This is a genomic window from Winogradskyella sediminis (assembly GCF_003387355.1).
In the GTDB taxonomy this organism is placed as follows: Bacteria; Bacteroidota; Bacteroidia; order Flavobacteriales; family Flavobacteriaceae; genus Winogradskyella; species Winogradskyella sediminis.
The window spans coordinates 130,958-147,220 of sequence record NZ_QUNH01000002.1 but is presented as its reverse complement, the minus strand read 5'-3'; the positions used below and the strand labels follow the sequence as shown (position 1 = coordinate 147,220).

Annotated in this window: 18 protein-coding genes; 10 read left to right on the top strand and 8 right to left on the bottom strand. The window is 32.6% G+C overall.

Annotated features, from left to right (window positions below):
- Positions 1 to 68: 68 nt before the first annotated feature.
- Both C8N41_RS07970 and C8N41_RS07965 read left to right on the top strand, forming a co-directional pair.
- Positions 69 to 698, top strand: coding sequence for a YceI family protein (locus tag C8N41_RS07970; RefSeq protein ID WP_092444057.1), 630 nt, complete (start codon positions 69 to 71; stop codon positions 696 to 698).
- Positions 699 to 909: 211 nt separating this feature from the next.
- Positions 910 to 1,497, top strand: coding sequence for a superoxide dismutase family protein (locus C8N41_RS07965; RefSeq protein ID WP_115838893.1), 588 nt, complete (start codon positions 910 to 912; stop codon positions 1,495 to 1,497).
- A 569-nt stretch (positions 1,498 to 2,066) separates the two neighbouring features.
- On the opposite strand, the gene C8N41_RS07960 is transcribed toward C8N41_RS07965, so the two are convergent.
- Entirely contained in the window at positions 2,067 to 4,214 is a 2,148-nt protein-coding gene (locus tag C8N41_RS07960; RefSeq protein WP_115838892.1) for a S46 family peptidase, read from the bottom strand.
- 374 nt (positions 4,215 to 4,588) lie between these two features.
- Here C8N41_RS07960 and C8N41_RS07955 point away from each other — a divergent pair, with 374 nt between their 5' ends.
- The 3 genes from C8N41_RS07955 to C8N41_RS07945 all read left to right on the top strand — a co-directional run bounded on the left by C8N41_RS07955 (position 4,589) and on the right by C8N41_RS07945 (position 7,399).
- Positions 4,589 to 5,197 (top strand): hypothetical protein, encoded by a 609-nt coding sequence (locus C8N41_RS07955; RefSeq protein WP_147298941.1) that lies wholly within the window; start codon positions 4,589 to 4,591, stop codon positions 5,195 to 5,197.
- Positions 5,198 to 5,367: 170 nt separating this feature from the next.
- Positions 5,368 to 5,835 (top strand): DinB family protein, encoded by a 468-nt coding sequence (locus tag C8N41_RS07950; protein WP_092444067.1) that lies wholly within the window; start codon positions 5,368 to 5,370, stop codon positions 5,833 to 5,835.
- Between the two features lie 388 nt (positions 5,836 to 6,223).
- On the top strand, positions 6,224 to 7,399 hold the full coding sequence (locus tag C8N41_RS07945; protein ID WP_115838890.1) for an LETM1-related biofilm-associated protein: 1,176 nt from the start codon (positions 6,224 to 6,226) through the stop codon (positions 7,397 to 7,399).
- Between the two features lie 37 nt (positions 7,400 to 7,436).
- On the opposite strand, the gene C8N41_RS07940 is transcribed toward C8N41_RS07945, so the two are convergent.
- From C8N41_RS07940 to C8N41_RS07910, 7 genes are all read right to left on the bottom strand, one after another.
- Positions 7,437 to 8,192 (bottom strand): LytR/AlgR family response regulator transcription factor, encoded by a 756-nt coding sequence (locus C8N41_RS07940; protein ID WP_092444071.1) that lies wholly within the window; start codon positions 8,190 to 8,192, stop codon positions 7,437 to 7,439.
- Between the two features lie 45 nt (positions 8,193 to 8,237).
- The gene (locus tag C8N41_RS07935) at positions 8,238 to 8,552 is read right to left on the bottom strand and encodes a 2TM domain-containing protein (RefSeq protein ID WP_115838889.1); all 315 of its coding nucleotides are present in this window, start codon (positions 8,550 to 8,552) and stop codon (positions 8,238 to 8,240) included.
- Positions 8,553 to 8,616: 64 nt separating this feature from the next.
- Positions 8,617 to 8,961, bottom strand: a complete 345-nt coding sequence (locus C8N41_RS07930; protein ID WP_092444075.1) for a 2TM domain-containing protein — start codon at positions 8,959 to 8,961, stop codon at positions 8,617 to 8,619.
- A complete protein-coding gene (locus C8N41_RS07925) occupies positions 8,961 to 9,287 on the bottom strand; it encodes a 2TM domain-containing protein (protein ID WP_115838888.1) in 327 nt (108 codons plus the stop codon). Before C8N41_RS07925 ends, C8N41_RS07930 begins: the two co-directional genes overlap by 1 nt.
- Positions 9,288 to 9,298: 11 nt before the next feature.
- Positions 9,299 to 10,651 carry a histidine kinase gene (locus tag C8N41_RS07920; protein ID WP_115838887.1) on the bottom strand — a complete coding sequence of 451 codons (1,353 nt, stop codon included), beginning with the start codon at positions 10,649 to 10,651 and terminating at the stop codon, positions 9,299 to 9,301.
- A 7-nt stretch (positions 10,652 to 10,658) separates the two neighbouring features.
- Positions 10,659 to 11,285, bottom strand: coding sequence for a tetratricopeptide repeat protein (locus C8N41_RS07915; protein WP_092444081.1), 627 nt, complete (start codon positions 11,283 to 11,285; stop codon positions 10,659 to 10,661).
- Positions 11,286 to 11,344: 59 nt separating this feature from the next.
- Positions 11,345 to 11,767: a DUF2141 domain-containing protein gene (locus C8N41_RS07910; protein ID WP_092444083.1), complete on the bottom strand. Its 423-nt coding sequence runs from the start codon at positions 11,765 to 11,767 to the stop codon at positions 11,345 to 11,347.
- A 183-nt stretch (positions 11,768 to 11,950) separates the two neighbouring features.
- Here C8N41_RS07910 and C8N41_RS07905 point away from each other — a divergent pair, with 183 nt between their 5' ends.
- The 5 genes from C8N41_RS07905 to C8N41_RS07885 all read left to right on the top strand — a co-directional run bounded on the left by C8N41_RS07905 (position 11,951) and on the right by C8N41_RS07885 (position 16,208).
- Entirely contained in the window at positions 11,951 to 13,768 is a 1,818-nt protein-coding gene (locus tag C8N41_RS07905) for a serine hydrolase (RefSeq protein WP_115838886.1), read from the top strand.
- 115 nt (positions 13,769 to 13,883) lie between these two features.
- On the top strand, positions 13,884 to 14,075 hold the full coding sequence (locus C8N41_RS07900) for a hypothetical protein (protein ID WP_115838885.1): 192 nt from the start codon (positions 13,884 to 13,886) through the stop codon (positions 14,073 to 14,075).
- 250 nt (positions 14,076 to 14,325) lie between these two features.
- Positions 14,326 to 14,598 (top strand): hypothetical protein, encoded by a 273-nt coding sequence (locus tag C8N41_RS07895; protein ID WP_115838884.1) that lies wholly within the window; start codon positions 14,326 to 14,328, stop codon positions 14,596 to 14,598.
- 177 nt (positions 14,599 to 14,775) lie between these two features.
- Entirely contained in the window at positions 14,776 to 15,411 is a 636-nt protein-coding gene (locus tag C8N41_RS07890) for a transglutaminase-like domain-containing protein (protein WP_115838883.1), read from the top strand.
- 425 nt (positions 15,412 to 15,836) lie between these two features.
- Positions 15,837 to 16,208: a VOC family protein gene (locus C8N41_RS07885; protein WP_092444091.1), complete on the top strand. Its 372-nt coding sequence runs from the start codon at positions 15,837 to 15,839 to the stop codon at positions 16,206 to 16,208.
- Positions 16,209 to 16,263 lie beyond the last annotated feature (55 nt).

The window sequence follows — 16,263 nt, the reverse complement described above, 5'->3', positions numbered from 1 at the left end:
TTTATCAAGCCCTCGTTACTTGTATTAACGCTGTTATATGACTAATTTTACTTCAAATAAAAAACATCATGAAAAGCATAAAATTCGCATCACTATTAATTATTGTAAGTTTAGTTTTTACCTCATGTAAAGACAATAAAAAAGCAGAAGAAACAACAACACCTGAAGCTGTTGAAAACACCGTGTCCTATGTGGTTAAACCAGAAGCAACCAATGTAAAATGGACGGCTTATAAAACGACTGACAAAGTCCCTGTAGGCGGAGAATTTGCAACGCTTAATTTTGAAGATAAAGCAGGTGCAACGCCAGAAGAAGCTTTAAATAATTTAGAATTTTCAATTCCGGTGAGTAGCTTATTTACTAAAGATGAAACTAGAGATGAAAAGCTAAAAACGTCATTCTTTGGTGCGATGTTAAATACTGAATTACTAAAAGGAAAAATTAAATATGCCAACAACGCGTATACTGCCGAAATAACAATGAATGGAGTAACTAAAGACTTGCCATTAGAAGTAAACATCACCGATGAAAGACGCGTAAGCATGAAAGGCACCATGGATCTTAAAGATTGGGACGCATTAGGCGCATTGGAATCTTTAAACAAAGTATGTTTTGATTTGCATAAAGGTGCTGATGGTGTCAGCAAAACGTGGGAAGATGTTGCTATAGAAGTGAGCACATATCTTCGTGATAAATAAGCACCTAAACTCTAAGTATTTTTAAAGTCAGATAGCCTCATCTTAGAATAGTGTCAAATGAATTAAAATTAATTGTGATTGAGCACTTGAAGCATTTTTTACTTCATTAATTTGTGCCCAATGTTCGTTGTCTTATGGCTACAAACCATAGACTTAGAGACGAATTTTAACACGATTAAATATTAATTCCAACTAAAAATTTGAGCATATCATGAAAAATTTAAAAGTATTACTATTATCATGCATATTAGTTTCTGCAGTCACAGCCTGTAAAGACACTAAAAAAGAAACCGACACCACGACGGAAAAAGAAACTGAAGTTATAGAAGAAAACGTTGATACCACATCAAAAAAAATATCAGTAACCTTATCACCTAAAAGTGATAGTAACATAGAAGGAACTATTAACTTTACAGAGACCAATGGTAAGGTAAGCATGGTTGGTACGGTTACCGGATTAGAAGAAGGGAAACACGCCATTCATATTCATGAAAAAGCCGATTGTTCAGCTAACGATGGTTCTTCTGCTGGAGGCCATTGGAATCCTACAGGGCAACCACATGGAGCTTGGGGTGATGAAGCAGGATATCACAAAGGAGATATCGGTAACATAGCCGCTAATGCCAACGGACGCGCTACAGTAACTAAAACCACAGACGAATGGTGTATTGGTTGTGGCGATACCACTAAAGATATCTTAGGAAAAGCAATAATTGTACATATTGGTGAAGACGATTTAAAATCGCAACCCTCTGGCGCTGCTGGTGCACGTATAGGTTGTGCAGGTATTATACAATAGCCATAAGCTTATAACATCAATACATAATAGGTGGAACAATTGCGGTGATTTACTTCCTCATTTCTGCGAAAGATTCTAAATAAAACGCACCTTTAAATGGAATTAAAAATACTAATACTACTTAGACTTCAATAATCCCATTTGTCCAAATAAATAATAATACGAAATTAAACTTTTATTATTTGAACAACCCGGAAAAAATAAGTTGTGAGTTTTTAAAGGTAGATTTTGGTTCAATACGCATTTACGATATTAATAACAAAGTCATATATACAAAACCTTTTTAGGAATTGGTCATAGAGGAAAACTTATACGAGGAAAAGCGTTGATAAAATAGATACACGTCATTTAATTGAGTTAAGTCTAAATCATATTCAATATATAAGAATTGATTGTAATTAAATAAAAACTACAACTACCTTAAGACGTTTACAACAACGGTGATATTAATTATAACCCATTCTGAAAAAAAGCTAACTATTCAGTTTTTCTAACTGAAAAAAATTAAATTAAAAAAAAGCGACCTAATAATTAGGTCGCTTTTTAGCATGTTACAAGATAACTATTTGCTATTTAGAAATAATCGTTAATTCGTCTACAATATGCTTGGCATTAGAGTATTTATCAATAAGCCAAAGAACGTATCTAATATCAACATTAATGGTACGTTGTAATTTTTTATCGAAAATAACATCACCTGCCATCGCTTCAATATTTCCATCAAAGGCCAAACCAATTAATTCCCCTTTACCATTAATTACTGGAGAACCAGAGTTTCCACCTGTAATGTCATTATCGGTTAAGAAATTTACTGGCAATTCTCCACGCTCATTAGCATAACGACCATAATCTTTCTTTTCGTAGATATCCAACATACTTTGATCTAAATCAAACTCGTCATCATTTGGTTTGTACTTTTTAATCATACCTTTTAATGTGGTATAATTGTTTTCTTTAGCATCATTTCTTTTATCTGCTGGTAAAGCTCTCACTTTTCCGTAAGATAATCTTAAAGTAGAGTTAGCATCAGGATACTGAATATCACTTAATCCAGATTCGCGCAACCCTTTTACTAATAATCTAAACGACGCTTCGTAATCATTTGTAGGTTGTTCTAATTCCTCTGGCTGTTCTCTATATTTATCTAACAATTGATTAGATAATTTGTACATAGGATCATTTTCTAAAATAGCAGCGTCTGGATAATGTAAAAACGCTAACGCTCCTTCTTTTGAAGCAAATAAACTTAAATCGAAAATAGCATTAGTATATGCTGTAAAGTCATTATTGTTTTTCGCTCCAATTTCAGCAACCAACTCTGGAAGTGAATAATTAGATTTAGATGCCAACAATCCTAACTGTTTTGCTAAGATTTCTTTTTCTAATGGCAAATGATAATTTGTATACGTATCTTCAATATAAGCCTCTAATCGTGGTAATAAATTTTTACGTTCGGCGTCGTTAGCTCCAACATATTGCTGAAATGCAGATCCTAATCTGTACGGTAACACCGCAAATTTACTAGCACGTAATATATTGAGCAAGTAATTGGTTTGCTTCGCCTTTTCGTTAGTTAAGTTATAATAGTTATTAATATTTTTAATAACATCACCGTACATGGCTTTGTTAGCTTTTTTATTTGCCCATTTATTAAATTTCGTTTCCGTTTTAGTTTTCTTTTCTACGGTTTTGTGCTCTGTTAAAGCTTCAATCATACCAGCTCTATTTTTCCAATAGTTGGCAATACCAGCATAACCCGAGGCATACATAAGATTTACAGACTCGTCTGCATCCATATATTTTTTCATTACATCCATGCTTAGTTTAGAACCCTCAACCCAAGCAGGATAAGCGTATTTTACGTTTTGCTCTACACCTTGTGCAGGCATCCAACGGTTGGTACGACCAGGATACCCTAAAATCATGGCAAAATCATCCTCCTCTACACCATTGATATTAACCGGTAAATGGTATTTTGCTTTTAACGGTACGTTGTCTGTAGAATAATCTGCTGGTTGTCCTTCAGCATCAGCATACACTCTAAATAATGAAAAATCACCAGTATGTCTTGGCCATTCCCAGTTATCAGTGTCTCCACCAAACTTACCTACATTTTCTGGAGGTGTACCTACTAAACGTACATCTTTATAATCTTCGTACACAAAGTAGTAAAACTCATTACCTTGGTAAAAAGAACGCACAGAGACCGTGTATTTACCACCTTCGCTATTTTCTTGTTCTATTTTAGCTATCTCTTTGTTTAATGCCGCTTCACGTTCTTTTTCGCTCATGCTGTCATTAACTTGTGCGAGCATACGTTTAGACACGTCGTCCATTCTCACAAAAAAGCGAACATATAGACTTTCTGGTTTCATTTCTTCTGCCAATGAACCCGCCCAAAATCCGTTTTTTAAATGGTTTTGTTCTGCCGTAGATAATTCTGCTATGGCATTATAACCACAATGGTGGTTTGTTAATACTAAACCACTATCTGAAACAATACTAGCGGTACAACCACCATTGAATTGCACAATGGCATCTTTTAAACTTTGATTATTAATACTGTAAATTTCTTCTGGAGTTAATTGTAAACCCATTTTTTGCATATCGCGATGATTGAGTCGCTCTATATGCATTAGAAACCACATACCTTCATCCGCCATTACCGACGAAAATGAAAGGATAAATGCAATAATTGTAAGGGATAATTTCTTCATGTTTGATTGTTTTGAATATGGCGCTAAATGTACAGAAATTTAAGCATGGTTTAAAATGACCTATATGTTAAAACAGTGTTATTTTTAAGCCTTAACAATATTATTTAATTAATGGCTTTGCATTACGCATTAGATGTATTGAGAATTAAGAAAAAATACGTGACTTTACGTATATGTGGACTAATTATTTTTAGGTAATTTTAAAACCTAACAAAACACTAACAGTAGCGATTTCTGGAAAATAGAAAGGGATAAGAATTGTGTTTTGATTTATATAACGAGTTGTACCACATATGAGAAACCGAAATCTGACATACATAATTGGAGTTTTTATTCTACTTCTGACTTTTGAATTAAATGCTCAAACGTCTGAAATGGAGACTAACAAAAACCGAATTGACAGAGATTTTGTTTCAACTTCTGAATTCAATGAAAAAATTAAAGGACAAAGCAAAACCGAAAATGAAATCAATCTGGTTTTAGAAAAAAATAACGACAGCTTGTACTCTATTTATGTTTTCAACAAAACAACTGACTCTATAAAAATATCAAGTCAAGATTGGCATTTATTTTTAATTCAAGAAGCAAAAAACCAAAATGGCGAATGGAAACCAATTGAATATTGGAAATACTCTTGGTGTGGAAATAGCTACCTATCTGACAAACTCGAACCAAACGGAATTTTGAAAACGGAATCCAAAGTTTATAATGGGAATTTTGAAACTCAAATAAGATTTAAACTTCTAAATGACGATAAAGTATATTATTCAAATACTATGTCTGGATTTGTGAATTTATCTCAATTTGATATTCCAAAGGATATAACTGATTATCGGACTTATAAACGGATTGAAACTCGTGGAAGTTCGGAACTTTTGAAAAAGATAATATTTCTTGAACCAAACGGAATGAAAGAATTTATGGAAAAAGAAAAAGCCTATCTGGAAAAAATGGCTGAATTAAGGAAGAAAAATAAGAACTAAAAAATACGTGGTACAACAACGTGTATAGTCAATTGCTAAGGCAAGTGATTACTTGGAAAATTCCTTCGGAATTTTCTTGCGTTCGTTTTTGTTTACTAAATTAGTTGCTTAAACACGCAACTAACCATACACAAACACGTTGTAAAACATCATTCCCGAAAACAAAGAAGATGACCCAATCTGAATTTATAATTTTAAATTTTACTGAAATAAGGAGAAGAAGTATAAAACTTTGGAATGGACTACCTGAGAACTATTATAATTGGAAACCTGACGAAAAAGCTATGAGTGCGTCAGAAATGATAAGACACGTTTTGGAGGCTGATTATGGATGGAACCTTATTATTAATAAAGGAGATATCACAAATTATAAAACCCCTTGGAAAAACCGACTATTCATTAGCGTTACTGATGAAATTGAATTTGCCAAACCTTATAGAAAAACATTTATAGAAAGTGTAAGGCGATTTTCGGATTCGGAATTAAACGAAACCGAAATTATTCATCCAGGGAACGGAGAAAAGAAAATACTTGGAAAATATTTATTGCGGATTGGATATCACGAATCAGTTCACGCAGGACAATTTTTGTCATATCTAAGAGCAATGAAAATTGATAGACCAAAAATATGGGATTGAAAAAAAATTACAGCCAACAATGCATGAAAATAGTTGCTGAATTGGCGCTTAACCAATGGTAGTTGTAAGTTTACTACATTTGATTTTTATCCGGAAAATCCACTCGCGTTAACACACTATAATTCTTATACGAGACCGCTGAAAAACAATTTATACAATAAGAAAGTGAAAAAAATCATCTAACAGTCTTATCAATTCTTTGCTTACCTTCTATCCATACGCCATATAATGATTAGCTAAATAAAATATTGATATGACGATTCCCTTTCTAAAAAATCTGATTTCCATTAACCACTAAACAAAGTGCCTTTGTTAAAAATTTGTTAATGAAATAAATTGATGATTTATCGTCAAAAAAATTAACTTTGACCTTTTCAAATGATACCGTATGAACCCATCAGCTAGCGGCTGGATAAAAAAATTGCTCAAAGAGGTTTCTGAGACCATGTATTCTAACACAGAAACTACCGTGTTTTATAATAACCTAAAACACGCTGGTTTTATTTATGGTAGTAATATTAAAGTGGTATTAGATATTGTAAAACCCTTTGAATTAAGTGAAGAAGAACGCTGTAAAATTAACCTGCTTCTCACTTTCTACTTCATTTATAATAAGGAAAACCCTAAGGCACCTTTTACCGAGAGTCTTATTAAATATTACAAGTCTATTGGAGACCAAAAAAGGTCGTTTTTTGAAGATTTATTTAGCGATAAATCGGCAGACAGTTTGTTAGAAAAAATTATACATAAGCGCATTCATATTGATGATAATTTTATTACAAAAAGTTTCAATTACTTTTTAATTAATGCGCTCTTATTTGTTGATGTATTAGGATATCAACGTTTTCTACAAGATGAAAAACAGATTAAAAACTATGTAAAAAACCTAGAATCGGCATTAGAAACAATTGTTTTCTCAGTTATTGAAAACAAAACCGAAAAATCAGCATACGACAAAAATTTAGTAAAATTGTTTGAGGATTCTATTCGTCATAAAAACGCGAAACTCGTAACCTATAACGATGCCATTACAATTATAAAAGAACCGCTAGAAAAACTATACATTATAGACCTTGTTTGTATGGCCTCATGGACGGACAAGATTATAGATAATGAAGAACGGGATTTCTTAAATCAGTTAAAAACAGATTTAAACATAGATCGCGCAGTCATTGTAAGGTCTGTAAATGATATCAATTTATTTTACGACGAACACAAAGAGAAAGTTGCTTTCCTTAGTTCTAAAAACCTCGCACAAAGTTTTTATACCAATAGTAGCAAAATTGTATATAAACTGATTACCAGAAATAGTAAGCGTTTAATTAAGGAATTGTCTGAAAGTAAAGAAGCGCTATACTTATTAACGCAATCGACACAGCGAAATCTTACCGACGAAGAACAGAAAAAAATTCAGATGCAACTTTTAGACATATTTAAATCTATTCCGAGTTTAGCCATATTTATGTTGCCTGGTGGCATGCTATTGTTACCGCTATTCATTAAATTCATTCCAAGGTTATTACCTTCTGCTTTTGACGATAACAGAATTGATGAGGACGCCTAAGTAGCTAAATAAAACTATAATCTAAACAGGAACTCGATTACTCTAACCAATGTTTAAAATCCTTTACGCGTTCTCTAGCCACAATAATATTGTGTTCATTAAAATGGTTTAACTTTATTTGAAGTCGGGAATTGGTATAACTCACCATATCCTTTATGGCATTTACATTTATGTAGAATTTTCGACTGACCCTAAAGAATACATTCGGTTCTAAATCTGACTCTAATTCATCTAATGTTGCATCTAAAAGATAATTTCTACCTTCAGTTGTAAAAGCGTAAGTGCCTTTATTTTCGCTGTATATACATTCTATATCTTCAATATTAATCAATTTTAAGTGCTGACCCACTTTTACCGAAAATCGTTTTTTGTATTCGCGCTCAATCGGGTTGATCAATAGGTTTTTAATATCATTAAAGTCTAAAGTCACGGCTTTCTGCTGTGGTGCACGACCTTTATATTTTTTAACAGCAGTTTCTAGGTCTTCATCATCAATGGGTTTCAACAAATAATCGATACTATTGAGTTTAAAAGCTTGTAGCGCATATTCATCATAAGCAGTGGTAAATATAACAGCTGATTTGATATCTATAGCTTCAAAAATCTCAAAAGATAAACCATCACTGAGCTGAATATCTAAAAAAATTAAATCGGGATGAGCATTATTCTGAAACCATGCAATGGATTCTTCTACAGAATGAAGCATGGTTTCAGCATTTAGATCTAAAGCTTTAAGCATACGTTGTAATCGTCTTGCTGATGGTTTTTCGTCTTCTATTATGATTACATTCATTTTTTAATTATTTATCTTTTTTAATGTTTCAATTTATAATATTCACTATTCCCAAAATGTGGTAGATTCATCTTTTTTATCTAAGAATTTTTTGATTTTTTTATCCTCCCAACGTTTATTAAATAGGCGTTTACCTTTAAATACGTTTAAACCGTGTATAACAATAAAAACAGACCAAGCCACTATAATGCTTAAATTTAAACTGATAATATTGTTTTTATAAGGTCCGGCTACAATATATAAATTGTATAGCAGTAAGCCTATACCAACGATATAACCAGCTAAGTGTAGGTAAAAAACTTTAACCTTTCTTACTTTATTTATAGCCTTTTTTAATTGCTCTTTTTCCTTGTCACTCATGGTTTTTATAATAACGATTTACAACATTTCTCGTTTTGGGTTGTACTCATTGAAGAGTTTTAAATTACTCCCAATTCTCTTTTTCTTTTTCCATAAATTCTGCAATTTTTCGCTTTTCCCAGTTCTTTCCAAACAGGAAATTGGTTCCAAAAACCCCTAAAAAGTGAAATACTAATCCGATGCCCCAAAAAAATGCTGTAGCGTATGGACCAAACCCTGAAAACCCAGAATTTGAATTCATTCCGATGAGAATAATTAAAAATAAATTCACTACGACATATGATGCTAAATGCCAATAAAATCCAACAATAGCATCTACTTTTTTCTTCGCTCTTAAATACGCTTCTTCATTTCTAAAATCTCTAGCGTCCTCACCATCATTATACGGTTCTATATTATACTTTTCCATTACTTATACTTTTTATCTTGTTGTAATTCTTCGTCCATAAACTGTTGTATTTTTCGTTCTTCCCAATCGTCTCCAATAATACGTGGAAGTCCAAATACGGCAAATGCATGAATCAGCAGTACCATTCCCCAAACCATCCATGACATCAGTGTTGAAAAATCGAAAAATGCATCTTTAAACGTTTCACCATTATTCATACCACTCATCACTTTTACAGCGGTGATAACGGTATTAATAACCACGTAAACAGTAAGATGTGTGTAAAAACGTTTTAGTTTTTCAACTTTATTTTTAGCTTTTCTAAGCTTAAATTTATTTGAATCCATTGTTATTAAATTTATTTCCAACGTCTTGTTTCGTCCTCTTTACGCATATATTCTTCAATTTTTCGTTTTTCCCATTTGGCACCTAAAGCACCATCATCTACAAAAACACGATATGCCTGAAATGCTAAGCTCAATCCCCAACCAAACGCTGGAAACCAGAACCATTGAATGGTCATATATGAATACGTGTACCAGATATACACTAAAAAAGGAATTACAAATACATAGGCAATTAAACTGTAGTAAAACGCTTTTAATTCTTCTACACGTTTACGAGCTCTTACGTAGTCTTCATTGAGTCGACTTTGTGATTTTTGAACAGATGTCATAATTGAAACTTGTTTTGTGAGCATTGGGATAGCGACTGCAAAATCCTTTTCTCGTTGATTGATGATCACTTTTTTATTTGAAAGTAGCTGATAACGTTGTTTTATGTTCTCTAAACCCACGCCACTACTTTTCTTTACAATTTGCTTGGGTTGAAGATTATTCATAACCACCAAATGGTTACCATCTTCATATATTTTAACATGCAACGGTTTACTCGAAGTTACCATATTATGTTTTACTGCATTTTCTAAAAGTAGTTGCAATGATAAAGGCACTACTTTACTTTCTGGATTGGATGCTTGATCCGGAATTTCGAAAATAATACTGTCCTCAAAACGCATTTTTAATAAGGACATATAAGTTCTGGCAAATTTTAATTCTTCATCTACGGTTACTAATTCCTTATTTTTTTGCTCTAATACATAACGGTACACTTTTGATAATGACGTTGTGAATTTTTGGGCATTTTCCGGATTTTCTTCAATTAAACTGGTTAATACATTTAAACTATTAAATAAGAAATGTGGGTCTAATTGATTTTTTAAAGCATCGAATTTAGCACTTGCCGTACCTGCTATTACTTTTTGCTCTTTTATCTTATTTTTTTGGTAACGGTTATAGAAATAGATAATATGAAAAACGCTTACAATACTTAAGGTTATCCATAAACCAAAGGAATACGCTTTCCAAGTTTCACGTTGCATAAACACATCGAAGTCTCTTCCGTAATAAAAAACTGATGTTGCTGCACGTAGAAAAAAGAGACCAACTAAAGTGATACAAGTACTACCTACAATACCTAAAACTATTCGTTTAGCGATATCTCCTTTTTTCCACGAACGTCTTTCCATATAATCGAAAAACGCCATATTAGAATAACCTAAAACAAAGGCGTACAATTGATAAAATCCAAACTGAATGATAAAGTCATTAAATGAATCAAAGTTAAACCCATCTGAGAAAAGGTTACCAAGCACAAATACCGCACACCCTATGGCGAATGTTAGAATTATTTTTTTTAACGACTTCATAATTAACTGATTAGGCTTTACAATTTTTAGCTACTGCAACAGCGCGTTCCTTGCCCCAATTTGGGTGTAAACGGCTCTCTGGTTTAAAGGTATTAAAAAGTTCTATGGAAGCTTCTACTTCCTTGCAATAAGGAGCTGTATCTTTTCCAAAATATTTGGCACTACCCATTGCCCATTCTGCTTTACCTAATGCGGCTCTTGGATTGGTAGCATCAATTGCCAAGGCTTTATTATATAACTCTGGTATTTTAGCACCATATTTCATGCCGTACGTCATGCCGTCAAACGCTACCCAATTAGTTAAAACTTGAGCTTGCATTACTAATATCTCAGCATTGTTTTCACTTTTCAGCATGGCTTCATCTAAATGTTGTTGAGCTTTATCTAATTGTGCTTTTAAAACCGTGGCGTCTTTTTCTGTCCAGCTTTTTAAGCTATTTATTTGTGCTATATAATAATTTGGCAACCATTCTTTCGGTTCTGCTTTGGCAATGCGTTCAAACATATTTTCGGCTTCATCTGTTTTATCTGCCTGCCACAACTCAAAAGCTTTAGACATGCCTTTTTCAAAATTTGATTGTGCTTGGGTTAATCCTGTCACAAGCAGTACTACTATAATGATAATTTGTTTTTTCATGATTAATATATTTATATCTAATTGTTTAAAAAATTTAGTATGATGTCTGTATCGTTACCTTAGAGTGAAATGTTTATCGTCTTATTAGCCTTTAATTCAAATTTAGCGTCCGACCATTCTGGTGGTCCCATAAATCCTTTTGCGTTATTAGAGCATCCATAATCTTCCTTCGGAATACCCAAAAAGTTAGTATCTAATTTTCCGTTACTATTTTCATCGTGAAAAATTGAAACAGCATACACTCCCTTTGGAATATCATTAAAAGTAACAACGCACTTATTATTTTCTATAGCGCTTGCCGTTCCTTTATATGAAGATTCTAAAAATCTGGTCTCAGCATTATAAAGCGCTATAAACATCTGACCTTTGTTGCTAGACACACCCTCTACACTCACAGTAATAGCATGTGTTTCTTGCGATTCTAATTGAAAACTCAATACATTAATAACAGTAATAACTATAAGTTTTAGTAAAATATTCATGGTTTTCGGTTTTGTTTGATACAAATATCCTGTACATGCTTGGGTTTTAAAAACGGAAGTCACTGAAATGTAAATTTTTGATGACGAATTGTATACTTTTCAAAATAAGCCATAAAAATCAGTAACTTACAGCTACATTTCTATACTAATCTGTTATAAAAACATTTTAAAACCAACCACCACATGAAAAATCGCATCTGTATTATTGCGCTAACGCTCATTTCTACCCTAGTGTTTTCGCAAACCGACAAACGCCTTAAAGGCATAGAAAAACAATTTAATGCTGTATTAGAAAGCACTAAGGCTCCTGGTTTTGCCGTAGCCATTGTAGAAGGCGATAAAATTATTTACTCTAAAGGGTTTGGTTATGCAGACTATGAGAATAAAATTCCGGCTGATGCCAATACGCTTTTTGCCATTGGATCTAGTTCTAAAGCATTTACATCTGCCTTATTGGGATTGCATAGAGCGGATGATCAACTGTCTTTTGACGATCGTCCTCAAATGTATATTCCAGAATTAGAATTTTATAATACTGAGATGAATAATAGAATTACTATTAAAGATTTAATGCGTCATAGTACTGGTTTACCAAGACATGATGGATCTTGGTATTTTTTTCCAAGCCACAATAAAGATAGCTTAATTAAGAAGTTAAAGTATCACGAACCTTTTGCAGGAGTGCGAGAACAATGGCATTACAATAATTTTTGTTTTTTATTGCAAGGCGTCATTACCGAACGCATTACAGGACAAACGTGGGAAGAAAACATCGTATCAAAATTCTTTAAACCATTAGGTATGGACCGCTCTAATACCACTATCGCAGAGATGAAATCTAGCGCTAACGCAGCTATAGGTTATGAGTTAGACAAGGATAGAAATATCTCTAAAATGGATTATTACGACATTGCTGGTATGTCTCCTGCCGGAAGTATTAACAGTAGTGTTAATGATATGAGCCAATGGTTAATGACCTGGATTAACAATGGAAAATATAAAGAAAACCAGATCTTACCAGAGACTTATGTAAAAGAAGCCATGAGCTCTCAGATGATTGTATCTGCTGGGTTTCCGTCAAAAGAATTACCAGATGTACAATTTGCCAATTATGGTTACGGTTGGTTTTTACATGCGTACAAAGGCCATTATATGGTAGAACATGGAGGTAACATAAACGGATTTTCGGCCAGTGTAGCGCTGTACCCTTCAGATAGTTTGGGCATTGTGGTTTTAGCAAATCAAAATGGCTCACAAGTACCACGACTTATTAGAAATATTGCAGCAGACCATATGCTAAAAGTTAAGAAAACAGAATGGGCAAAAAAGTACAAGGAAGATCTGCAAAAGGCGCTAAAGATGCAAGAAGAAGCTAAAGAGGAGATGGAAACGTCTAATGTAAAAAACACCAAACCCTCCCATACACAAATAGACTATACAGGGACATATGAGCACAAAGGTTATGGAACTTTTGAAATTGAAATAGAAAATGATTCCTTATTTACCGCCATAAATGATAAAAAAATATTTTTAAATCATTTTCATTATGATACGTTTGAGATGTTAGATGTTGAAAACGGAAAAGTAGATACCACCGAAATTGGAAACGCTATTAAACTACACTTTAGTACCAATATTGCAGGAGATATAGATTATGCACGTATTGATATAGAAAATTTAGTAGATCCTATAGCATTCAAGCGCACACCAAACACCATTGATGTAGACTCCAAAACGTTAGAACAATACGTAGGTGACTTTGATTTAATGGGTACAGAAATTAAAGCCTATATCAAAGAAGACAATGTACTTTATGTATTTATTAAAGGACAGCCAGAATATGCATTAATACCTACAGCAACACACAAATTTAATTTCAAAACTTTAGAAGGCTTTAAAGTTGAATTCATAGAAGATGAAGATAAACACATTAACGAAGTAAAATTTATTCAACCAAATGGCATTTTTGTAGCAAAACGAAAAATAAAAGAGGAAGACTAAAACAAAACATCTTTGCCACTTAAGAATAAAGCAATCAAAAACAAAACTCTCTGTTATACCATAATTAATATAGATAACAGAAGTTTTTGTAATTTTAGGAAATGTTGTGTAAAATTTGACAAAACCAAGAAAAATAGAACTGAATTTAGGAAATCCGAAAAATGGATGGCTTTCGATTGAATTAAAATCTGCGGAATTTGAATTAGAATTTAATGCTTCAAATATTCCTGAAAATCCGACTGACAAACTTTGCGAATCTCTGATTTTAGCAGTAAATGGAATCGATACGGAAATATGCTGGAGTTAGGAACCTGAATGTTATTTCTTTGAACTAAAACAAAGTGGAAAAGAAATTGAGCTGAATATTTCAAAAAGTGGAGGAAAAACAGAAAATCGAAATCTGATTTATAAACTGACTGGAGATTTCGAGTCTGTGATTTTACCAATGTATCGGAGTTTAAAAAAGTTCAATACTTTAGAATTTGACAAAGCTGATTGGAAAAAAATTGACCAAATAAAACTGAATTAATTAACGGAATTAATAACGGAAAGAAAAAATGGCTGATGGAAGTTTGTCGCAATTTAAAGCGACTTTAGCAAGAAAAATAGAAAGAAACCAAAAAAGGCAAGCAAGGTCAGACAGATATTCTACGAGCTATAAAAATTCTGATTCAAAAACTGAATTTGATTTCCCAAAACTATCGGAATCTGAATTGGAGAAAGTAAAAAGTGACATTCAGAAAAAAGCAAAATCGGAAAGAAAAAAGGAACTTATAGTTATTGTAATCGTCTTTGCAATTGTGACTTTGATAATTTTATATCTCATTTGAATTTAATTAAAAACTACACACAACACCGTGCATAATTAATGGCTTGTTCTCGTCTACTTACGAAAATCTTCGCAGATTTTCTATTCCGTTTTTATTTGCTAAATTAGTGTTTAAACCACGCAACTACCCCTACACAAAACCATTAGCTGCAAACTAAAAATTGATCTTAAATTATAAATGAAGTATTTAGAATCAACCTATTATTTTGACTTTGAGAAAGAATCAGTACAGAATTTGATTTCAGAATTAAATACTGATATAATTTCAGATACAGAAAAAACAATTAGAATTTATAACAAGGTTCGCGACAATTGGAAATACGATCCTTATAGCATAAGTCTATTAAAAGAAAAATATAAGTCTAGCCATATAGCAAAAAAACAATCAGGCAATTGTGTAGAAAAATCAATAATCCTAATCGCTTGTCTTCGAGCTTTAAAAATTCCGGCAAGATTACATTTAGGTAAAGTGAAGAATCACATCGCTGTAGAAAGGTTAACTGAAAAGTTTGGTTCCAATGAATTGACACCACATGGTATGGTAAATGTCTATCTAAAAGATAAGTGGTTAAAAATGTCGCCAGCATTCAATAAATCATTGTGTACAAAACTAAATGTAGAACCCTTGGAATTTGACGGCGAAAACAATTCTTTTTTACAACAGTACAATAGCGATGGAACTCGATTTATGGAATATATAGATGACTATGGCCATTTTGAAGATGTACCTCTAGATTTTATGGAAAGAAATATAAAAGAACATTATCCACATATTTTTGATACCGACGAAACTATAAAAGAATTTAAACTATAAAATATCAGTGGCTAATAATAGCGATAAGTAATCAATTGTGCTCGCTTACTGATATAAATCCTCCCAATTTTCTAGTTTACAGCATTCTTGTAAAGGTAACCGCTAAACTGATCCACCTGTCTAAGTAAACACTGTTAAGCCCAATTTAAAAAAATCATACAAAAAAAATGTCACATGCTATTATTGTATGATTATTGAAAGTTTAAAGTCATAAAATTAATACAACGCACATCCTAAAAAATATATAACTAGTCCTTATCTTTTCAATAAATCCTTGTAGGCTTTCTTTCAAATATTTAAATTTATAGGATATGTATTTATACTTCGCGTATTGAAACTAACATATTCTCAGCAAAAAGCCAACGTGTGAGGTTTCAGAATACAATGACAATACAGATCTAACGTATTAATTAAACTAAAACCATATGAAATTAGGTGCATTTTCAGTGAGTCTTAATGTGAAAGACATTAAAGCTTCAAAAAACTTTTACGAAACATTAGGATTCCAGGTATTTGCAGGAACCCTTGAACAAAATTACCTCATTATGAAAAATGAAGATTCGTTAATCGGTTTGTTTCAAGGTATGTTTGAAAATAACATCCTTACATTCAATCCTGGATGGGATGCGAACGCAAATCAATTAGATAATTTTGATGATGTTAGAGAAATTCAAGCACAATTAAAAGCACAAGATGTACCCTTAATAAAAGAAGCTGACAAAAACTCAGAAGGCCCAGAAAGCATTACGCTTGTTGACCCAGATGGCAATATCATTCTAATTGACCAACATGTGTAGCAATAGGTATCTAAAACGTATTTAGTGCGTTCTATATCATTATGCTTTTCATAAC